Below are 15,649 nucleotides of genomic sequence, written 5' to 3'. Positions count from 1 at the left end.
CTCCATCGCTGGTTTGCGATGGGCGCGAGTGTCCCGCCGGCCCGGGACCGGTTCAACGACAGGAGCGGAAAGGAGTTTTCCGCTCAGCCTCCGGGGCCTGCCTTGCGCCCGGCCGCCGAGGCGTGGGCGATCAGCACGAGGAAGCCACCGGCCATGGCCACGTTCTTCAGGAAATTGTTGAGCTGCCCGTTGAACTGCGCCGCGTCGGCCGCCCAGAACGCGTGCGCGGTAAAACCCGTGGCCAGCGTGAACAGGGCCAGCGCGCCGGCCACCCATTGCACGCGCCAGCCGGCGATCAGCAACAGGCCGCCGCCGACTTCGAGCGCGATGGTCAGCGGCAGCACCACGTCGGGCAGCGGGATACCGAGCTTGGCGAAGTAGCCGAGCGTCGCGCCGTAGGTCAGAAGCTTGCGCACGCCCGCCACGAGGAAGATCGCAGCCATCAGCACGCGCCCGGCCAGGACCAGGCCGCGCCCACTGTCGCTCGTTCTCGTCATTTGCTTTCTCCGGAAGATGTTGCAGGACGCACGGTGGCGCCCGTGAATTCGAGCCGTCCCATGCACAGCACCATGGCGCACGACAGCAGCGCCGGCACCGCCGCCGCGATGAAGAGCGCGCTGTTCGTCCAGTGCAGCCCGATGAGCCAGCCCGCCAGCACCGGCCCCGCGATGGAACCCGCGCGGCCGATGCCCAGGCTCCAGCCCATGCCGGTGGCTCGCACCGTCGTCGGGTACACGCCCGAGGCCAGCGCGATGAGCGCGGGCTGCGCGCCGACCACGCAGAAGCCGCTGACCGAGACCACCGCAAGCAGCAGCATCAGCGGCAACGCCGGCTGGCCGATGACGGCAATGGCCGCTGCCGCCACGCCGAAGACCGGCACCAGCACGCGATAGAAACCGACACGGTCGATCAGCGGCCCCATCGCCACCGTGCCCACCACGCCGCCCACCTGCAGCAACGTACCCACGAGCACGGCCGTGCCCGCGCTGTAGCCCGCCCCGGCGGCGATGGTCGGCAACCAGTTCGCCAGGAAGAACAGGTTGAGCAGGTTCATGAAGTTGATGCCCCACAGCAGCAGCGTGGCCGGCCCGCGCCCCGCGCGGAACAGCTCCACCACCGGCGCACCGTCCTGCTTCGCCTCGTGCACCACGTAGCGGGTTCCGGGACCGGTGCGCACACCGGGCGCGATGCGGCCCAGCCATTGCTGCACGCGGTCGAGCGCACGCCCCCGCAGCACGAGGAACTGCATCGACTCGGGCATGTAGCGCCACATGAGCGCGGCGATCAGCAGCGGCACCACGCCGCCGAAGACGAACACCGCCTGCCATCCGCCCCAGGGAATGAGCAACGCCGAGATCAGCCCGCCCAGCACCGCGCCGCCCGTGAAGCCGCACGACACCCACATCATCAGCGTGACGCGCCGGCGCTGCGGGCTGTACTCGCTGGCCAGCGCACTGGCGTTGGCCATGATGCCGCCCAGACCCATGCCGGTGATGAAGCGCATCGCGAGCAGCTGGTCGAGCGTGTGCACGAAGACGGTGGCCAGCATGCACAGGGCGAAGAACACCGTGGCGCCGAGCAGCACGGGGCGCCTTCCGATGCGGTCGGCGCAGATGCTCAGCACCAGCGAGCCGACCAGCATGCCGAGCAGGCCCGCGCCGAACACCGGGCCCAGCGCGGCTTTCTCGATGCCCCAGGCCTGCACGATGGCGGGTGCGACGAAGCCCATGGCCTGCACGTCGAAGCCGTCCATGACGACCGCGCAGCCGACCAGCAGCAGGATCCACTTCTGGAACGCGCTGACGGGGTGGCTGTCGATCAGCGCGGGGATGTCGATGGTGACGGCAACGGCACCGCCGCCGGTTTCGAGGGAGTTCGGCAGGATCTTCACGCGGCCGCCTCGTCGTCGAGGCAACTCGCGGCCGTCCATCCGTAGAGCCATTCGAGCGCATCGTAGAAGCGCCCCTGCGGCCGCCCCTTCCACATGCCGTTGCGCACCAGCCGCTCGACACCCTTGGCGTGATAGATGCGGCCCATCTCGCGCGCCGACAGCACCACGCGCGCGGTGCGGGCCACGCGGGAGCGCTCGTACAGCGCGAGCGCGCGCGGCCAGTCGCCCTCTTCGCGGCGCAGCGCGAGGCCCAGCGTCACCGCGTCTTCGCAGGCCATGCATGCGCCCTGCGCGAGGTACTGCACCATCGGGTGCGCCGCGTCGCCCAGCAGCGTGGCGCGGCCGAAGGTCCATTGCTCGATGGGGTTGCGGTCGGCTGTCGAATAGCGCTTCCAGGCCTTCGGGATGCGCAGCAACTGCTGCACCTGCTCGCAGGTGGAACGAAAGTAGCGTTGCACCTCGGCGGGGTCGCCGTCCATCGAACCCCATTCCTCGGGCTGCTCGCTGTGGAAGGTGACGGCCATGTTGAACTTGTCGCCGCCCTTCAGCGGGTAGTGCACCAGGTGGCAGTTCGGACCGACCCAGATGCACGGTGCGGTGAAGCGCAGCGCCTCTGGGAAATCGGCCGTGTCGATCACCGCGCGAAACACCACATGGCCCGACACGCGGATGCTGTCGCCCACGTACTGCTGGCGCACCGCCGAGCGCACGCCGTCGCAGCCGATCACGGCCTGACCCTGGTGGCGGCCGCCCTGCGCATCGATCAGCGTCACGCCCGAGTCGTCCTGCTCGATGTGCACCACCTTGGTCGAGGTGAGAAATTCGATGCCCTCCGTCGTGGCTTTCACGCCTTCGAGCAACGCGCCGTGGATGTCGGCACGGTGGATCACCGCATAGGGATTGCCGAAGCGCTCGCGAAACGCATCCGACAGCGAGATGCTCGCCACGCGCTTCGCATCGATGGCGTCGAACATCACCATCTCTTCGGTGTAGACCGCCTTGGCGCGCAGGTGCTCGCCCACGCCCAGCGCATCGCAGGCCGCGAAGGCGTTGGGACTGAGCTGGATGCCGGCGCCGATCTCGCCGATGTGGGCCGACTGCTCGATCACCTTCACGCGGTAACCCTCGCGCACCAGCGCCAGCGCCGCAGCCAACCCGCCGATGCCGCCGCCGGCCACGAGCACGGGGCGTGTGTCTTTCCGCGCGCTCATGTCACTTCAACCCGAACAGCTTGATAGCGTTGTCGCGGCCGATCTTGCGGCGGTCGTTCTCGCTGATCTCGCACTTGTCGAACCAGCGCGCCGCGTCCTCGTGCTTCTCGAACGGATAGTCGACCGAGTACATGATGCGGTCCGCTCCCACCTCGAGCATGGTCGACAGCAGCGTGGGCGTGCGGAAGTTGCCGCTGGTCGTGATGTGCACGTTGCTGCGCAGGTAGTCGCCGATCTCCTTGTCGCATGGCATGCCGCGACGACCCTTGCGCAGGATGTGGTCGACGCGCCAGATGTTGAACGGAATGCCTTCGCCGAAGTGGCCGAGGATCATCTGCAGATCGGGGTGGCGATCGAACAGGCCGCTCGACAGCAGGCGCAGGGCGTGGATGCCAGTCTCCACCGCGAAAGCCCAGGTCGGGCCGGTGAGCCAGTGCGCGCCTTCGTAGATGGGCTCGCGGCTCAGCAGCGGGTCACGCGGGTGCATGTAGAAGGGCTTCTTCAATGCGGCCGCGGTCGCCCAGAAATCGGCGAAGCGCGGGTCGTCGTAGTAGACGACGGTGTTCTCGTTACCCACCTGCGAGAAACCGTTGACCAGAAAGCCGTGGAAGCCCAACTGCGTCACGCAACGCTCCAGCTCGCGCGCAGCGGCTTCTGGGTCTTGCATGGGCAACGCGGCGAACCCGCCGAAACGCGTGGGATAGCGCCTGACCTGTTCGGCCAGCACGTCGTTCGCGCGCTGCGCCACTTCGATGGCTCGCTTCGCATCGGGAATGCCTTGCACCGCTGGCGAGTTGAGCGAGAGGATCGACAGCTCGGTGCCCCACTCGTCCATCTGCTCGATGCGCTGCTGCTCGAAGTCGAGCAGGTTGCTCTTGAGGCCCTGCCACATCTCGGGGCGGGCGTACACCTGCGAGTCGGCAATCGTCAGGTCGATCGCGAAATGCTCTTCGAGCGCAATCTTGTTCTTCATGGGGGAAATCACTCCGGTTTGATGTTGAGCTTGTCCAGCACGGACTGCCAGGTCTTGCGGTCCTCGGCGATGTAGCTCGCGAGCTGTTCGGGGGTGCCGGGACGCGGATAGGTGCCCAGCTCGCGCGACTTGGCGACCACGTCAGGCAGCAGCAGCGCTTCGTTCATGTCCTTGTTGAGCTTCGCGAGCACCTGCGGATCGACGCCCTTCTTCGCGATGACGGCGAACCAGCCGTGTGCCACCGCGCCCGGCACTGTCCTGCTCGCGAGCGGGAACTGCTCCAGCCCCGCCTCGACGCGATCGCCCATGCTTGCGAGCACGCGCATGCGTCCGCCCTGCACGTTGCCGGCGACCACGTTGTAGGTCTCGACCATCATCTGCGTCTGGCCGCCCAGCGTGGCCTGCATGGCCTGCGCGCCACCGGGGTAGTGCACCTCGAGGAACTGCGCACCTGACTGCAGCCCCAGCAGAGCCGAGGCCAGGTGCGGTGCCGTGCCGCGGCCGTTGTCGGCAACCTCGATGCCCTGCGGCTTCGCACGGGCCGCCGCGATGAAGTCGGCGAGCGTCTTGTAGGGCGAATTGGCCGGCACCGCGAGCATGAAGGGCGCGACGGCCGCGAGCGTGACCGGCACGAAGTCGCGGTTGAAGTCGTAGGTCACGCCCTTGATGGTGCTGGGCGCCACCGAGATCGCCGAGCCCTGCACGAAGCCGAAGGTGTGGCCGTCGGCGGGTGCAGCGAGGATCGCGTTCATGCCGATCACGCCGCTGCCGCCGGGCTTGTTGTCGACGATCACGCCCTGCCCCCACTTCTCGCCGAGCTTGGCGCCCACATGGCGGATCAGCACGTCGGGCGCGGAGCCCGCCGGAAACGGCACCACGAAGCGCACCGCCTGCTGCGGCCACCGGGCCGCAGTGCCCTGAGCCTGCGCCAGCGGCGCTGCCCAGGGAAAGAAGGACGCAAGAGCCAATGAAAGAGCAGCTCTCCGGGAAATCCTCAGATTCATCTTCGTCTCCATTTGCTTGATTATTCAAGCAATTGCGGCGGACTATATACTTGATTGTTCAAGCATGTCTAGATGAAAACCCTCCCCCAAGACCACGACCTCGAGAAGGCGATCCCCTTCCTGCTGGCACGCGCCGGCGCGCGCATGGGCAATGCCTTCGCAAAGGCATTGAAGCCCTACGGATTGAGCCTCAGCGAATGGCGCGTTTGCGCGTCGCTGCAGCACACGCCGCGGCAGACGCTGTCGGAACTGGCCACGCACGCGTCCACCGACCTGTCTGCGCTGTCGCGCATCGTCGACCGGCTGGCGGCGCATGAACTGGTGGCGCGCGAGAAATGCGACACCGACAAGCGAGCGGTGCGCATAGCGCTCACCGAGCGCGGGCTTACGCTGACGCTGGAGCTGATCCCGCTCGCACAGCACTACGAGGCCGTTGCGACCTCGGACTTCAGCGCGGCGGAAGTGAAGACGCTGCGCGCGATGCTGCTGCGCCTTTACGCCAACGCGACGCCGCTGGCCTGATCAGACCGGAGAGACCCGCACCGTCGAAACCTGGCGGCTTTCGTCGATCACGAAGCGCACCGGCAGGAAGCGCTCGATCACCGCGCAGTTGGTGCGCGTGTGCTCGGTCACCTCGCTGCAGGTGAAGGCGCACTCCGTCTTGCCCTGCCACGCTGCGAGCGCCAATAGCAGCGCGAGCTGATCCGCAAGGTGCGGGCCGACCGCAGCCTCGCTCTTCTGGAACGCGCGCAGTTCCTTCACCAGCCCGTGCGCCACCTGCTCGGCGCTCAGCGACTTCTCACCGAAGGCGGTGAACACCTCGGTGACGTTCTCGTAGGCCAGCGTGGCCATCAACGCATTGCCCGGGCCTTCGTTCTGGCGCACCGAGCCGAAGCGCAGCTGCTCGCCGGACCATCCCATCGCGCCGCCCAGCGTGTCGAGCTCGCGCGTCGGCACATGGCGCGGGATACCGGGCGCCAGGCACTCGGCGTAGTTCGAGTGGTGAGCACCGCGCGTCATCAGGTCGAAGCCCTGCAGCGCGCCGGCTGCCGGCTCGATGACCGCCTCGACCTCGCCACCGCCGGCCGGATAGAAACCGCAGCGACGCAGCGTCAGCTGCAGGTCCGCGCCCAGGCGGCGAACCAGCGGGGCGAAGGAGCGTTCCAGGAAATGGAAAGGTGGCGCCATCGGGTTGTGGGTGCCTCCGCTCAGATGCACATGGCTCGTCGCACCGGCAAGCAGCAGCGGCGGCAGCACAGTCTGCAGCACAAGCATGCAGCTGCCCGCGCCGGAGATCGCGAAGCGATATTCGCCAGCGCGCACCGGGCCGGGCACGAAACGCAGCGACTGCGACCCGAGCTCGGCGCCATCGACTTCCGCGCCGCTGATGGCAGCGGCCGCGTTCACGCACGCGAGGTGCTGGCGCATCAGGCCCGGCTTGGCTCGACCCGCGCGGATCTTCTCGATGGCCATGGGCTGGCCCGTGACCATCGACAGCGCGAGGCTGGTGCGCAGGATCTGGCCGCCGCCCTCGCCTTGGGAGCCGTCGAGTTCGACCGTCTTGGATTCCATCTCGTTCATCGTCATCTTGTTCTTCTCTTCCTCATCCCTCGCGCCTGCTACATGAAATCGGCGCGAATCCTGTCCGTATCGAAAGGCGTGATTCCCCGGTGCACGCCGAACACCGTCTCGGCCTCTTCGGCCTTGTCCACCAACGTGCCTCGCGCACGCGCATGCAACATGAAGAGCGTGTGCAGGTCTGGCTTGGCCAGTTCCACCAGCGAACGCAGCATCAGCGACACGCCCGCAAGATTGCTCTGCACGTTGTTCCACAGCGGGTACTGTTTCAGCGCAATGTCCGCCCAGATCACCTCTCGCGCCTGCAGATCGAAGATCGCAGGCAGGCAGATCGTGGTGTTCGCCGCCACGTCGACCCGGTCGACGACGGTGGCGGGCTCGAAGATCTCGCCCGACCCCGCCGCCTGCCGCGCCATCCACCCGGCAAAGCACTCGGGCAAGTCGCAGAAGGCCTGCGTGGTGTAGCTGTTGATCGAACTCACCACGTAACGCACTCCCTTCTCTCGCAGCAACGCTACATCGAGGTCGATGAACTCGGCCGCCCCCTTCGGAGCATCGACGATGTCGCCGCTGTGGACGCCGCCGTAGCTCTTCAGGTTGTAGTACGCCAGCACGTCGATGTATTTGTACTGCGCGTTGAAGAGCGCGGCCGACAGGTCGACGTCGGTGCGGGCACGGCCGTTCTTCCACCAGAGGAAGAGGCGCACGATGTTCGCGTCGGGCATGGGCAGGCGGCTTCCGCGCACCAGCGTGCGTAGCGCCTTCGATGCCGAACGCTGCGAGAACGGCACCAGATAGCTGCGCAGCGCCGCATCCACATGGCAACGACCGAGCGGAGGCAGCTCCGCGAAGCGCGACAGCAATGCGGCATCGCACAGGGCGGCCGCCTCTTCGGCAATGCCTTCCTGCAGCGGCGTTCGCGTGTCCTCGATGGCGAAGACCTTGGCTGTCTCTCCTTTGGGGAAGAAGCTGCGCAGCGCGCGATCGCCACGATGCCGAAAATGCACCATCGTCTGCAGAAGCACAGCCGTCGACGCCTTGCCCACCACCTCGCCGAAACGCGCCAGCACCTCGCTTGGCTGCGGCGCGATGCGCAGCACGTGGTCGAGTCGGCGTGCGAACTCGCCGGGTCGCGTGGGCAGCAGCGCAAGCGCCTCGTCGATGGCGCGCATCTCCAGCTGCCGCTCGACGTGATGGTTGAACCCCTGCGGTCGCTTGCCATTGCGCACGCCGTCGAACGCAGCAGCAGCCGCCGGAAAGCGCTTCGCGTGTTCACCCGGATGCAGCACCTCGCCGAGGCGCTTGAACATCTCGGGGCGGCGTGCCACGTCCTCGGCCACGCTGGTGCTGCGATCCATCAGCGCAATCAGCCAACGACGCCGCGGGCGCTTCATGCGCGGGAACTTCGCTGGCTCGGCCAGCGACACATCGCCGCCGCCCAATGCCGCGGCCAGGCGCAGCACGTCGGTTGCAGTCTGCAGATGCGGCTCCAGGAATGCCTGCGCGCCCGGGTCCTCCACCTGCAGCAGCGCAGCACCAAGCACGGCCAGGTTTTCCTTCGACACGAAGTGCTCCGGCATCCACCCATATACCTTGCCGCGGTAGAAGCGAACGAACCAGACGAGGTCCTCCTTGTCTTGCACCGACAGCGAACTGCGCGCGCCGGCCAGTTGCGTGAATACCCTCTCGAAGTCTTCCTGGTTGCCCAGGTCGATTTCACGCAGGGCCGCGCGGCGTTCCACTTCTGCCAGCGTTGCTCGGGGCAGCGCAGCTTCGTCAGGTCGCACGACGCCGAAGCTCGCATAGTGGCGAATCGCGTTGAGAAAGAGCGTAGTCACACTCGCGCTCGCCACCTGCTCCGGGAAATTGGGATACAGCGGTTTCCACTCTCGGTGCGCGCCCTTCAGTGCACGCACGTCGCGCAGGAGCGCCCGGTAGAACACCACAAAAGACTCGGCGTCCCAGGTACACAAGCACGCATCGAGCGCGGGCGACAGCGTGCAACCGAGCGCATCGAGCTCCTTGTACAGGGTCGCAAGATAGACGGGAGGCAGGGAGTCGTGCGCCGGCTCGGCCAGCACACGCCAACGGCGGCGCAGATACAGCCGGGTGTTCATCGTGCGCCACCTTGACGGGCCCACGAGAAAACGTGGAGCCCGAAAAAAGGAGCGGAAAGCGCAGACCCTAGTTTCCAGATATGAGAGAAGGAAGGACCCACATAGCCGCTCGTGAACATCATACGACCTCCGTCTTGGCGCAAGCAACACCCGTCGCACCGTTTTTGCCGCTGCCGTCGAAGCGCAACACTGTCTCGCACAGGAATGCGTCCAGCTCGATGTTGCCGGAGGACGGCAGCGGCGTAACCGGCTCGGCAGCGTTGACTGCAAGCTCCGATTCGATGAACGCATGGATGCCGCTCCAGCGCGGGCTGGTCGCGGCTTCGCCTGCGCGCATCTTCACTTCGAGCAGAGCGTTGATCTCGTCGATCAGCGCCGCATCGCGCACCGGGTCGAGCGTGCGCTGCGCCAGGTCGGCGAAGCGCATCGGCGGCACGCCGGGCTGCGAGCGGATCCAACGCGCGGCCAGCAGCGGACGCAGCACGTAGAGGTACTTCTTGTAGCGCACCTCGTCGGCCTGCAGATGCTCGCGGAAGTTCTTCTTCGCCATCGAGCTGTAGTGATGCCAGCCGCGCGCGTTGGAGAAAACCGCCTCCGACAGCTCGCGAAAGCGGGGCATCGCCACCGCGTCGTCGCGGTACACGATGGGCGAGCGCAGCCATTCGAGCAGCGTCGGGTTCGACTCGCGCATCAGGCCCAGCGCCTTGCGCAGGTCCCAGCCGTTGATGTCGAGGTCGCCGCTGATCGGCACCTCGATCACGTCGCGGCGCGGCGTCACCGTGAGGTACCACGGCAGACGGTTGACGTAGATGAAGCGCACGTCGTAGTCGCTGTCGGGCGAGGCGAAACCCCAGCCTCGGCTGCCGGATTCGCAGGCGAACAGCACGGTCACGTCGTGCTTCGCTTCGATGTCGCGCAGGGCCTCCATGATCTGCGCGCGCATGGCGGGCTCGATCGGGTGGGCGGAGCGCAGGAATTCTTCTTCGGTGCTCATGGCAATCTTCTTTTCTTTCTTCTTCAATCAGCTTCGGGTGACGGTGACGTTGCCGGCACTGTCGAGTTCGTATGTGTCCAAGTCGTTGGCCAGGAACGCATGGCCGCGGTAGTGCGCCTGCGTCTCGGCCATCAGCGCCGCAATGCCTTCCTCGTTCTGGTGGCGCGCGCTGAAATGCGTAAGGATCAGGTTCGGCACTTCGACGGACTGCGCGAACTCGGCGAGCAGGCGTGCGGAGCTGTGCATCGGGCCGGGACCGACCTTGTCGAGCGCGTCCTGCGTGAAGGTGGCTTCGTGCACCAGCAGCTGCACGCCCTTGCAGGCATCGCGCAGCAGCGCCGGATCGGCGTTGTCGCCGCCGACCAGCGCAGCCGCCGTGTCGACCTGCGTATCCGCGAAGTCGGCACTTCGCAGCACTCCGCCGTCGAAGGGCACATCGTCGCCGCTCTGCAGCGCGCGCCACGCCGGACCGGGAGGCAAGCCGACGGCTCGCAGCGCATCTGCCTTCAGCCGCACGCGCCGCGTCTCGACCTGCACGCGATAGGCGTGGCTGGGCACTCGATGCAGCAACGCATGACGTTCGATGCGCACTCCGGGTGCCTCATACACCAGTTGCTGCGCTTCGAGATCCACATGCTCGACTTCGTAGGGCAGATGCAGATCGGTCAACGCACGCGTAGCCTCGAACCATTGCCATACCGGCAGTGGCGCAATCAGCTTCAGCGGCTTCGTGCGCTTGCCCATGCCTGCACTCGCGAGCAGTCCCGGCAAGCCGTAGCAGTGGTCGCCGTGCACATGCGTGATGCAGACGGCGGCCAGGTCATTCAGGGACAGCGGCGTCTGCAGCACGCGGTGCTGCGTGCCCTCGCCGCAGTCGATCAGGAACCAGTCGGCGCCGAGCACCGTCTGCACCGCGAGGCCGGAGACGTTGCGGTGGCGCGTGGGGGTGCCGGAAGAGGTACCCAGGAAAATCAGCTTCATCATCATCTTTTCGATCACTCCCTGCGCGTCAGCGCGCTCCTCGCGGCATCCGCAGCAACCCGTTCCCATCCGAAATATCGGCGCCCGCCTTCCGGACGAGCCGCCATGAACGCATGGAGCCTTGCAAGGTTCGCCTCGCCGCCCCAGCGCCCCATTGTCTGTATCGCCACGACGCGCAGGCTCCACCATTTGCTTTGCAGTGCAGCCTCGACTTCGGACTTGGCTTGCGCGCTCGGCTTCGCCGCACCCAATGCACGCAGGCGATCCGTCTTTTCAAGCAGAAGGTTGGCGCCAGGTGCGGCGGTCCGCAATCGCTCGCGCCGTGCGCGTCGACATGCAAGACAACGCACGGCACGGCTATCGATATGGCCGTGCATCGTCTCGTACCACCATTTCTGCTGCTTGGCCGTCCACACCTCTTCAGCTCCGCAATCGCGGCAGGTGAACTGGCGTGCCGCATAGAAGGCGGGCAGTGGACTGTACGTGTTGTTGTACAGCCCCAGGACGAGCCGATCTGCCGGCTCCCAGTCGAGCGGATGCGCCCACTCGATCTGCGGCAGACGGACGTCCTGCACGCGCAGACGCGCAGCCAGCGCAGCGGCACGTTCGAGGCGATGCGCTTTGATCTCGGCGCGGCGTTGCTTGTTGCTTTTCATCTTTCAAACCCTCGCATACTGCACTGCGAGGGCAGGCCGTCCGACGGCCTTTCCTCTACAGCGCCACAGTGAGACCGTATTTCGACCTCACCTTCAACCCTTCACGCAAACAACCTGCTTGAGCGTGTAGACCACCTCCACCAGGTCCTTCTGCGCATCCATCACCGCGTCGATATCCTTGTAGGCCATCGGGATCTCGTCGATCACGTCGGCGTCCTTTCGGCATTCCACGCCTTCCGTCGCGGCGATCTGATCGGCCACGGTGTAGAGCTTCTTGGCCTTCGTACGGCTCATCTTTCGACCGGCGCCATGGCTGCAGCTCATGAAGCTCTCGGGGTTGCCCTTTCCGCGCACGATGTAGCTCTTGGCGCCCATGCTTCCGGGGATGATCCCCAGCTCGCCGGCCTTCGCGCTCACCGCGCCCTTGCGGGTCACGAGCACGTCCTCGCCGAAGTGCGTCTCGCGACTCACGTAGTTATGGTGGCAGTTCACCGCTTCCACGTGCGCCTCGAAAGGCTTGGTGATGACCTTGCGCGCGGCCGCGACCACGCGCTGCATCATCACTTCGCGGTTCGCACGCGCGAACTTCTGGGCCCAGCCCACCGCGCGCACGTAGTCGCCGAAGTACTTGGCGCCCTCTTCGAAGTACGCCAGGTCCTGGTCGGGCAGGTTGCGTTGGTGCTGCTCGGCGTCCTTCTTCGCGAGTTCGATGAAGTGCGTGCCGATGGCGTTACCCACGCCGCGCGAACCCGAGTGCAGCATGAACCACACGGAACCCGCCTCGTCCAGACACACCTCGATGAAGTGGTTGCCCGTACCCAGCGTTCCCAGGTGCTTGTGGTTGTTGGTGTTCTTCAGGCGCGGGTAGTCTTCGCAGATCGCGTCGAACTCGTCCACGAGTGCACCCCACGCCACGTCGGTTTCGTTCGGCGGCGTTTCCCACGAGCCCTTGTCGCGGCCCATGCGCTTGGGATTGGAGCCGTGCGGCACGGCCTTCTCGATCGCCGAGCGCAGCGGCGCCAGGTTGTCGGGCAGGTCGTTGGCATGCAGCGTGGTCTTGCACGCCATCATTCCGCAACCGATATCCACGCCCACCGCGGCCGGGATGATGGCCTTGAAGGTCGGGATCACCGAACCCACCGTCGCGCCGATGCCGTAGTGCACGTCGGGCATGGCCGCGATGTGCTTGAACACGATGGGCAGGCGCGCGGCGTTCTCGAGTTGCTTCTGCGCCTCGTCTTCCACGGGCACGCCGCGGGTCCACATCTTCACGGGCACGCCGTTCTCGACTTCGTGCAGGTTGTAGTTTTCTTGCTTCATAACTTTTCAACTCTAGGTATGGCATTCGCCAGTAATTTCTCGATAGCCCATGAAGGGGTCATCAAATCGCAAGCCTCCTCCATGCCGCGTAACTTCGAAAGCGTGAAGGCGATATTTGAAGTCTCGTCGTGCACAACGAGACCTCTTTCCGTGATGCATAGAGAAAGAACTGGTGCACCCGATCCGTTCTCCCGCAAGATTTTCGAGACTTGACCCTCTTCTTCGCATATGACCTTGGCCAGTTCATCAACAGTGTCCTGTAAGCGATGCATGATCAAAGTCACTTTTGCGGGAGTCGATGCGCTGGTTATGCCCATGCCAGGAGACATGTACACCGAGTCACCTAAAACCAGAGGAGGGTTGATTCCGTTCTTTCTAAGGAGATAAATTTCTGATTGGCTCAAAGAACCTCCCGGCAGGACGCCCTTCAACTTGAACATATCCAAGTACTCGGGCCAATTTCGATGAACAGTTTCAATCAAAGAGCGATCACTAAATCCGTCCCCATGGGGATGCCTAAGTACGTCGACAAAGGCAACAGCATCGGCACTGACAATACAAAAAACCAGATAGTCGGCGGGGATGGAAAAGTACTGCCCAGCAGGAATCGGTGTTGCATCAAGATGGAAGTGAGTGATCCCCCAGTCGGCCCATAACAAGTCAGTTCTACTATCACGCAACTCACGGCTTACATCGTTCTTGAGGAGGCCACGCCCTTGATAGGGATTGATGTCCTTTCCCTCTTCGATCATTCGAATCAATTTTTCCAGGGCTACTTGCACACTTGCGGGCATCCGGGAAACCGAAAACTTGTCAGAGAAGACGATTTGGCGCGGAGCTGGGTCGACATAGCGAAGCCTGAAATCTAGCCAGCGGAACAACGGTGAACTCAGATTCACAACATCCTGAGTAAATTTGAGCGAGTGCGCTCGAATGAGATCCGAGGCGATCCCATCCAAATTCACGTGAAAAGTTGAAGCAATTTCTTTTTTATTCAGCTTGTACATAATCAATTCTTCGCTCACAAAGTTGGTGGACACGGCGGGATTCGAACCCGCATCAATACGGCGACCATGGTTCTTGAGTCCGATGGCCCAGTCGACGATTGGAAACGCGCGCCAGTGACAGACCCGTCATCGGAGCCAGCACCTGCATCCTCAACCTTGCTCGTCGACCGACTTGCCCGCCGTACCTGGTCTTACCCAGGCTGCCGGCAATATCAACATTTTTGGCAGTGGCGCTCCCTTCTGTGCCTGCGTGCCCGTATCTCTCTTTGCCTATTGCTCAGGAACCGTTCGGCCGAAGCGTCACCAGTCCGTTGAGCACCTGATCAAGCCCACCGATCACAGAGATCTTGTCGATCCGCTCGGCCACCCGTTCCAGCGTTTCGAGTTCCTTCATCCGCAATGCAACCGGGTTGCCCTCCATCACCTTGGCGGTGTTCAGCAGCGAGCGCGTTGCCGCGGTTTCCTCGCGGCGACGGATCACGTTGGCCTGGGCCGACTTCTCGGCCTCCACCACCTGGGCGAGGATGGTCTTCATCTCGCCGGGCAGGATGATGTCTTTCACGCCCACGCTTTCCAGCGCGATACCCGAACCTTCCAGCCGCTCGCGCACCTGCACCAGCACCGTCTGGTCGATCGCCGCCTTGTTCTCCAGGAGAGCATCGAGCGTCTGCTCGCCGACGGCGGCACGTAGCCCGAACTGCAACTCGCGATACACATGCTCGGCGGGCTTGGGCATCTGCGCCATGGCCTGCCGCACATCGGTGAACCGCCACACGGCCGACATGTTCAGTCGCAGGCCCACCTTGTCGCGGGTCAGGATTTCCTGTCCGCTCACTTCGGCGATCTGCGAACGCAGGTCCACGCTGGTCATGGCAACCTGACGGTTGAAGCGCCAGAAACCGTGGTTTCCCGGCGGCAGCAGCGCCTGCATCTGCCCTTCGAGCGTCAGCACGCCGGCATGGAATTCGGGTACCTGCACCAGCAGCACACCTTCGAGCCCCTGCACCGCACGCGGACGCAGAGCCACGCTCTGCAGCTTTGCGAGCAGCTCGGCCGGCAGGCGCGCATCGGCCGCCACGTCGATCACGTCGATGCGCTGCTCGCGCAGGCCGCGCCAATACAGCTTGCGCGTCGCAGGCGGCAGGATCTGCACCAGCACACCGTCCTCGTGGCGCAGGCCGACCTGGGTTTCCCCCAGAGACACCTGCACGAACTCGCGCTCGACCAGTTCGGGTTCGCGCGCCAGGAAGTAATCGGCCAGCTCGTGCTCGAACACCGGCTCGGCGAGCGAGAAACGTTGCAGCTGGACGGTATCGAAGCCTGCGAACACGCGGTGCTTTCCCGGACCGAGCAGTCGCTCGAAATCACCGTTGCGCAGCAGCAATGCGCGTTCGTTCTTCTTGATGGTGTATTGGTTGAAGCCCAGCATTTTTTTCTCCTGTTTGTTCGGTTCGGCCGTTCGTCCGATTCGTTCTTCGTTCGCTCAGCCAGTCAATCGGTCGTTCATTCATCAATCAATCGATCCAGGCCCACGAAAGGGCAGGCGGCGGACACTGCGACAGCCAAGGCCTGTCATGCGGCGGTCGCGCGGTCCGGTCGGTGCCTCCCTCGTTGCATGTGCAACGCCGTCACTTTCCTCACCGTCGATGGCCGCACGCAGTTCCCTGCCACGCACACAGCGCGCAAGCCGCCTGCGCTTGGCACTGTGTCGCGCGCGCAGGGCTTTTTGGGGCCTTGCGCCATCGCTCCGGTGTGCCGGGGCGGGGGGCTTTCGCCCCATCAGATGGCGGTGCGAGCACCGCCAGGGTTTTTCGCGGGAATCGAACCCGCAACTCCATGTGGTTAGCACGGCGCTCAACCATGAGCAGAACTGAATCAAGTTCAGTTGCCAGCCAGTTCAACAGCGACATACCGCGA

14 protein-coding genes are annotated in these 15,649 nt (G+C 64.8%); 1 reads left to right on the top strand and 13 read right to left on the bottom strand.

All coding sequences use genetic code 11. The features are described from left to right. Window positions 1-83: 83 nt before the first annotated feature. From EJO71_RS14770 to EJO71_RS14750, 5 genes are read right to left on the bottom strand one after another with little or no spacing between them, the layout of a single operon-like run. Window positions 84-497, bottom strand: coding sequence for a DoxX family protein (locus EJO71_RS14770; RefSeq protein WP_125949350.1), 414 nt, complete (start codon window positions 495-497; stop codon window positions 84-86). Then, window positions 494-1,891 carry an MFS transporter gene (locus tag EJO71_RS14765; protein WP_240651393.1) on the bottom strand — a complete coding sequence of 466 codons (1,398 nt, stop codon included), beginning with the start codon at window positions 1,889-1,891 and terminating at the stop codon, window positions 494-496. Before EJO71_RS14765 ends, EJO71_RS14770 begins: the two co-directional genes overlap by 4 nt. Further along, the gene (locus EJO71_RS14760) at window positions 1,888-3,102 is read right to left on the bottom strand and encodes a 3-hydroxybenzoate 6-monooxygenase (RefSeq protein WP_125949351.1); all 1,215 of its coding nucleotides are present in this window, start codon (window positions 3,100-3,102) and stop codon (window positions 1,888-1,890) included. Before EJO71_RS14760 ends, EJO71_RS14765 begins: the two co-directional genes overlap by 4 nt. A gap of 1 nt (window position 3,103) precedes the next feature. Next, the gene (locus EJO71_RS14755; RefSeq protein ID WP_125949352.1) at window positions 3,104-4,075 is read right to left on the bottom strand and encodes an amidohydrolase family protein; all 972 of its coding nucleotides are present in this window, start codon (window positions 4,073-4,075) and stop codon (window positions 3,104-3,106) included. Between the two features lie 8 nt (window positions 4,076-4,083). Then, window positions 4,084-5,043: a tripartite tricarboxylate transporter substrate binding protein gene (locus EJO71_RS14750; protein ID WP_164546827.1), complete on the bottom strand. Its 960-nt coding sequence runs from the start codon at window positions 5,041-5,043 to the stop codon at window positions 4,084-4,086. A gap of 108 nt (window positions 5,044-5,151) precedes the next feature. Here EJO71_RS14750 and EJO71_RS14745 point away from each other — a divergent pair, with 108 nt between their 5' ends. Continuing rightward, window positions 5,152-5,601 carry a MarR family transcriptional regulator gene (locus EJO71_RS14745; protein ID WP_125949354.1) on the top strand — a complete coding sequence of 150 codons (450 nt, stop codon included), beginning with the start codon at window positions 5,152-5,154 and terminating at the stop codon, window positions 5,599-5,601. Here EJO71_RS14745 and rtcA read toward each other — a convergent pair whose 3' ends face one another. The 8 genes from rtcA to EJO71_RS14705 all read right to left on the bottom strand — a co-directional run bounded on the left by rtcA (window position 5,602) and on the right by EJO71_RS14705 (window position 15,161). Further along, window positions 5,602-6,666 carry an RNA 3'-terminal phosphate cyclase gene (gene rtcA / locus EJO71_RS14740; protein WP_240651394.1) on the bottom strand — a complete coding sequence of 355 codons (1,065 nt, stop codon included), beginning with the start codon at window positions 6,664-6,666 and terminating at the stop codon, window positions 5,602-5,604. It lies immediately after the preceding gene. Window positions 6,667-6,698: 32 nt separating this feature from the next. After that, window positions 6,699-8,774 (bottom strand): TerD family protein, encoded by a 2,076-nt coding sequence (locus EJO71_RS14735; protein WP_125949355.1) that lies wholly within the window; start codon window positions 8,772-8,774, stop codon window positions 6,699-6,701. A 118-nt stretch (window positions 8,775-8,892) separates the two neighbouring features. Next, a complete protein-coding gene (locus EJO71_RS14730; RefSeq protein WP_125949356.1) occupies window positions 8,893-9,768 on the bottom strand; it encodes a nucleotidyltransferase domain-containing protein in 876 nt (291 codons plus the stop codon). A 27-nt stretch (window positions 9,769-9,795) separates the two neighbouring features. Beyond that, on the bottom strand, window positions 9,796-10,749 hold the full coding sequence (locus EJO71_RS14725; protein WP_240651395.1) for a ribonuclease Z: 954 nt from the start codon (window positions 10,747-10,749) through the stop codon (window positions 9,796-9,798). Between the two features lie 14 nt (window positions 10,750-10,763). Continuing rightward, window positions 10,764-11,405 carry a zinc-ribbon domain containing protein gene (locus EJO71_RS14720; RefSeq protein ID WP_125949358.1) on the bottom strand — a complete coding sequence of 214 codons (642 nt, stop codon included), beginning with the start codon at window positions 11,403-11,405 and terminating at the stop codon, window positions 10,764-10,766. A gap of 93 nt (window positions 11,406-11,498) precedes the next feature. Next, the gene (locus EJO71_RS14715) at window positions 11,499-12,725 is read right to left on the bottom strand and encodes an RtcB family protein (RefSeq protein WP_125949359.1); all 1,227 of its coding nucleotides are present in this window, start codon (window positions 12,723-12,725) and stop codon (window positions 11,499-11,501) included. Continuing rightward, a complete protein-coding gene (locus tag EJO71_RS14710) occupies window positions 12,722-13,765 on the bottom strand; it encodes a hypothetical protein (protein ID WP_125949360.1) in 1,044 nt (347 codons plus the stop codon). Before EJO71_RS14710 ends, EJO71_RS14715 begins: the two co-directional genes overlap by 4 nt. A gap of 244 nt (window positions 13,766-14,009) precedes the next feature. Continuing rightward, on the bottom strand, window positions 14,010-15,161 hold the full coding sequence (locus tag EJO71_RS14705; RefSeq protein WP_125949361.1) for a slipin family protein: 1,152 nt from the start codon (window positions 15,159-15,161) through the stop codon (window positions 14,010-14,012). Between the last annotated feature and the right edge of the window lie 488 nt (window positions 15,162-15,649).

This window comes from Variovorax sp. 679, from assembly GCF_003952185.1.
Taxonomy (GTDB): Bacteria; Pseudomonadota; Gammaproteobacteria; order Burkholderiales; family Burkholderiaceae_C; genus Variovorax.
The sequence above is the reverse complement of the archived record's forward strand: the minus strand, read 5'-3'. Positions and strand labels throughout refer to the sequence as shown.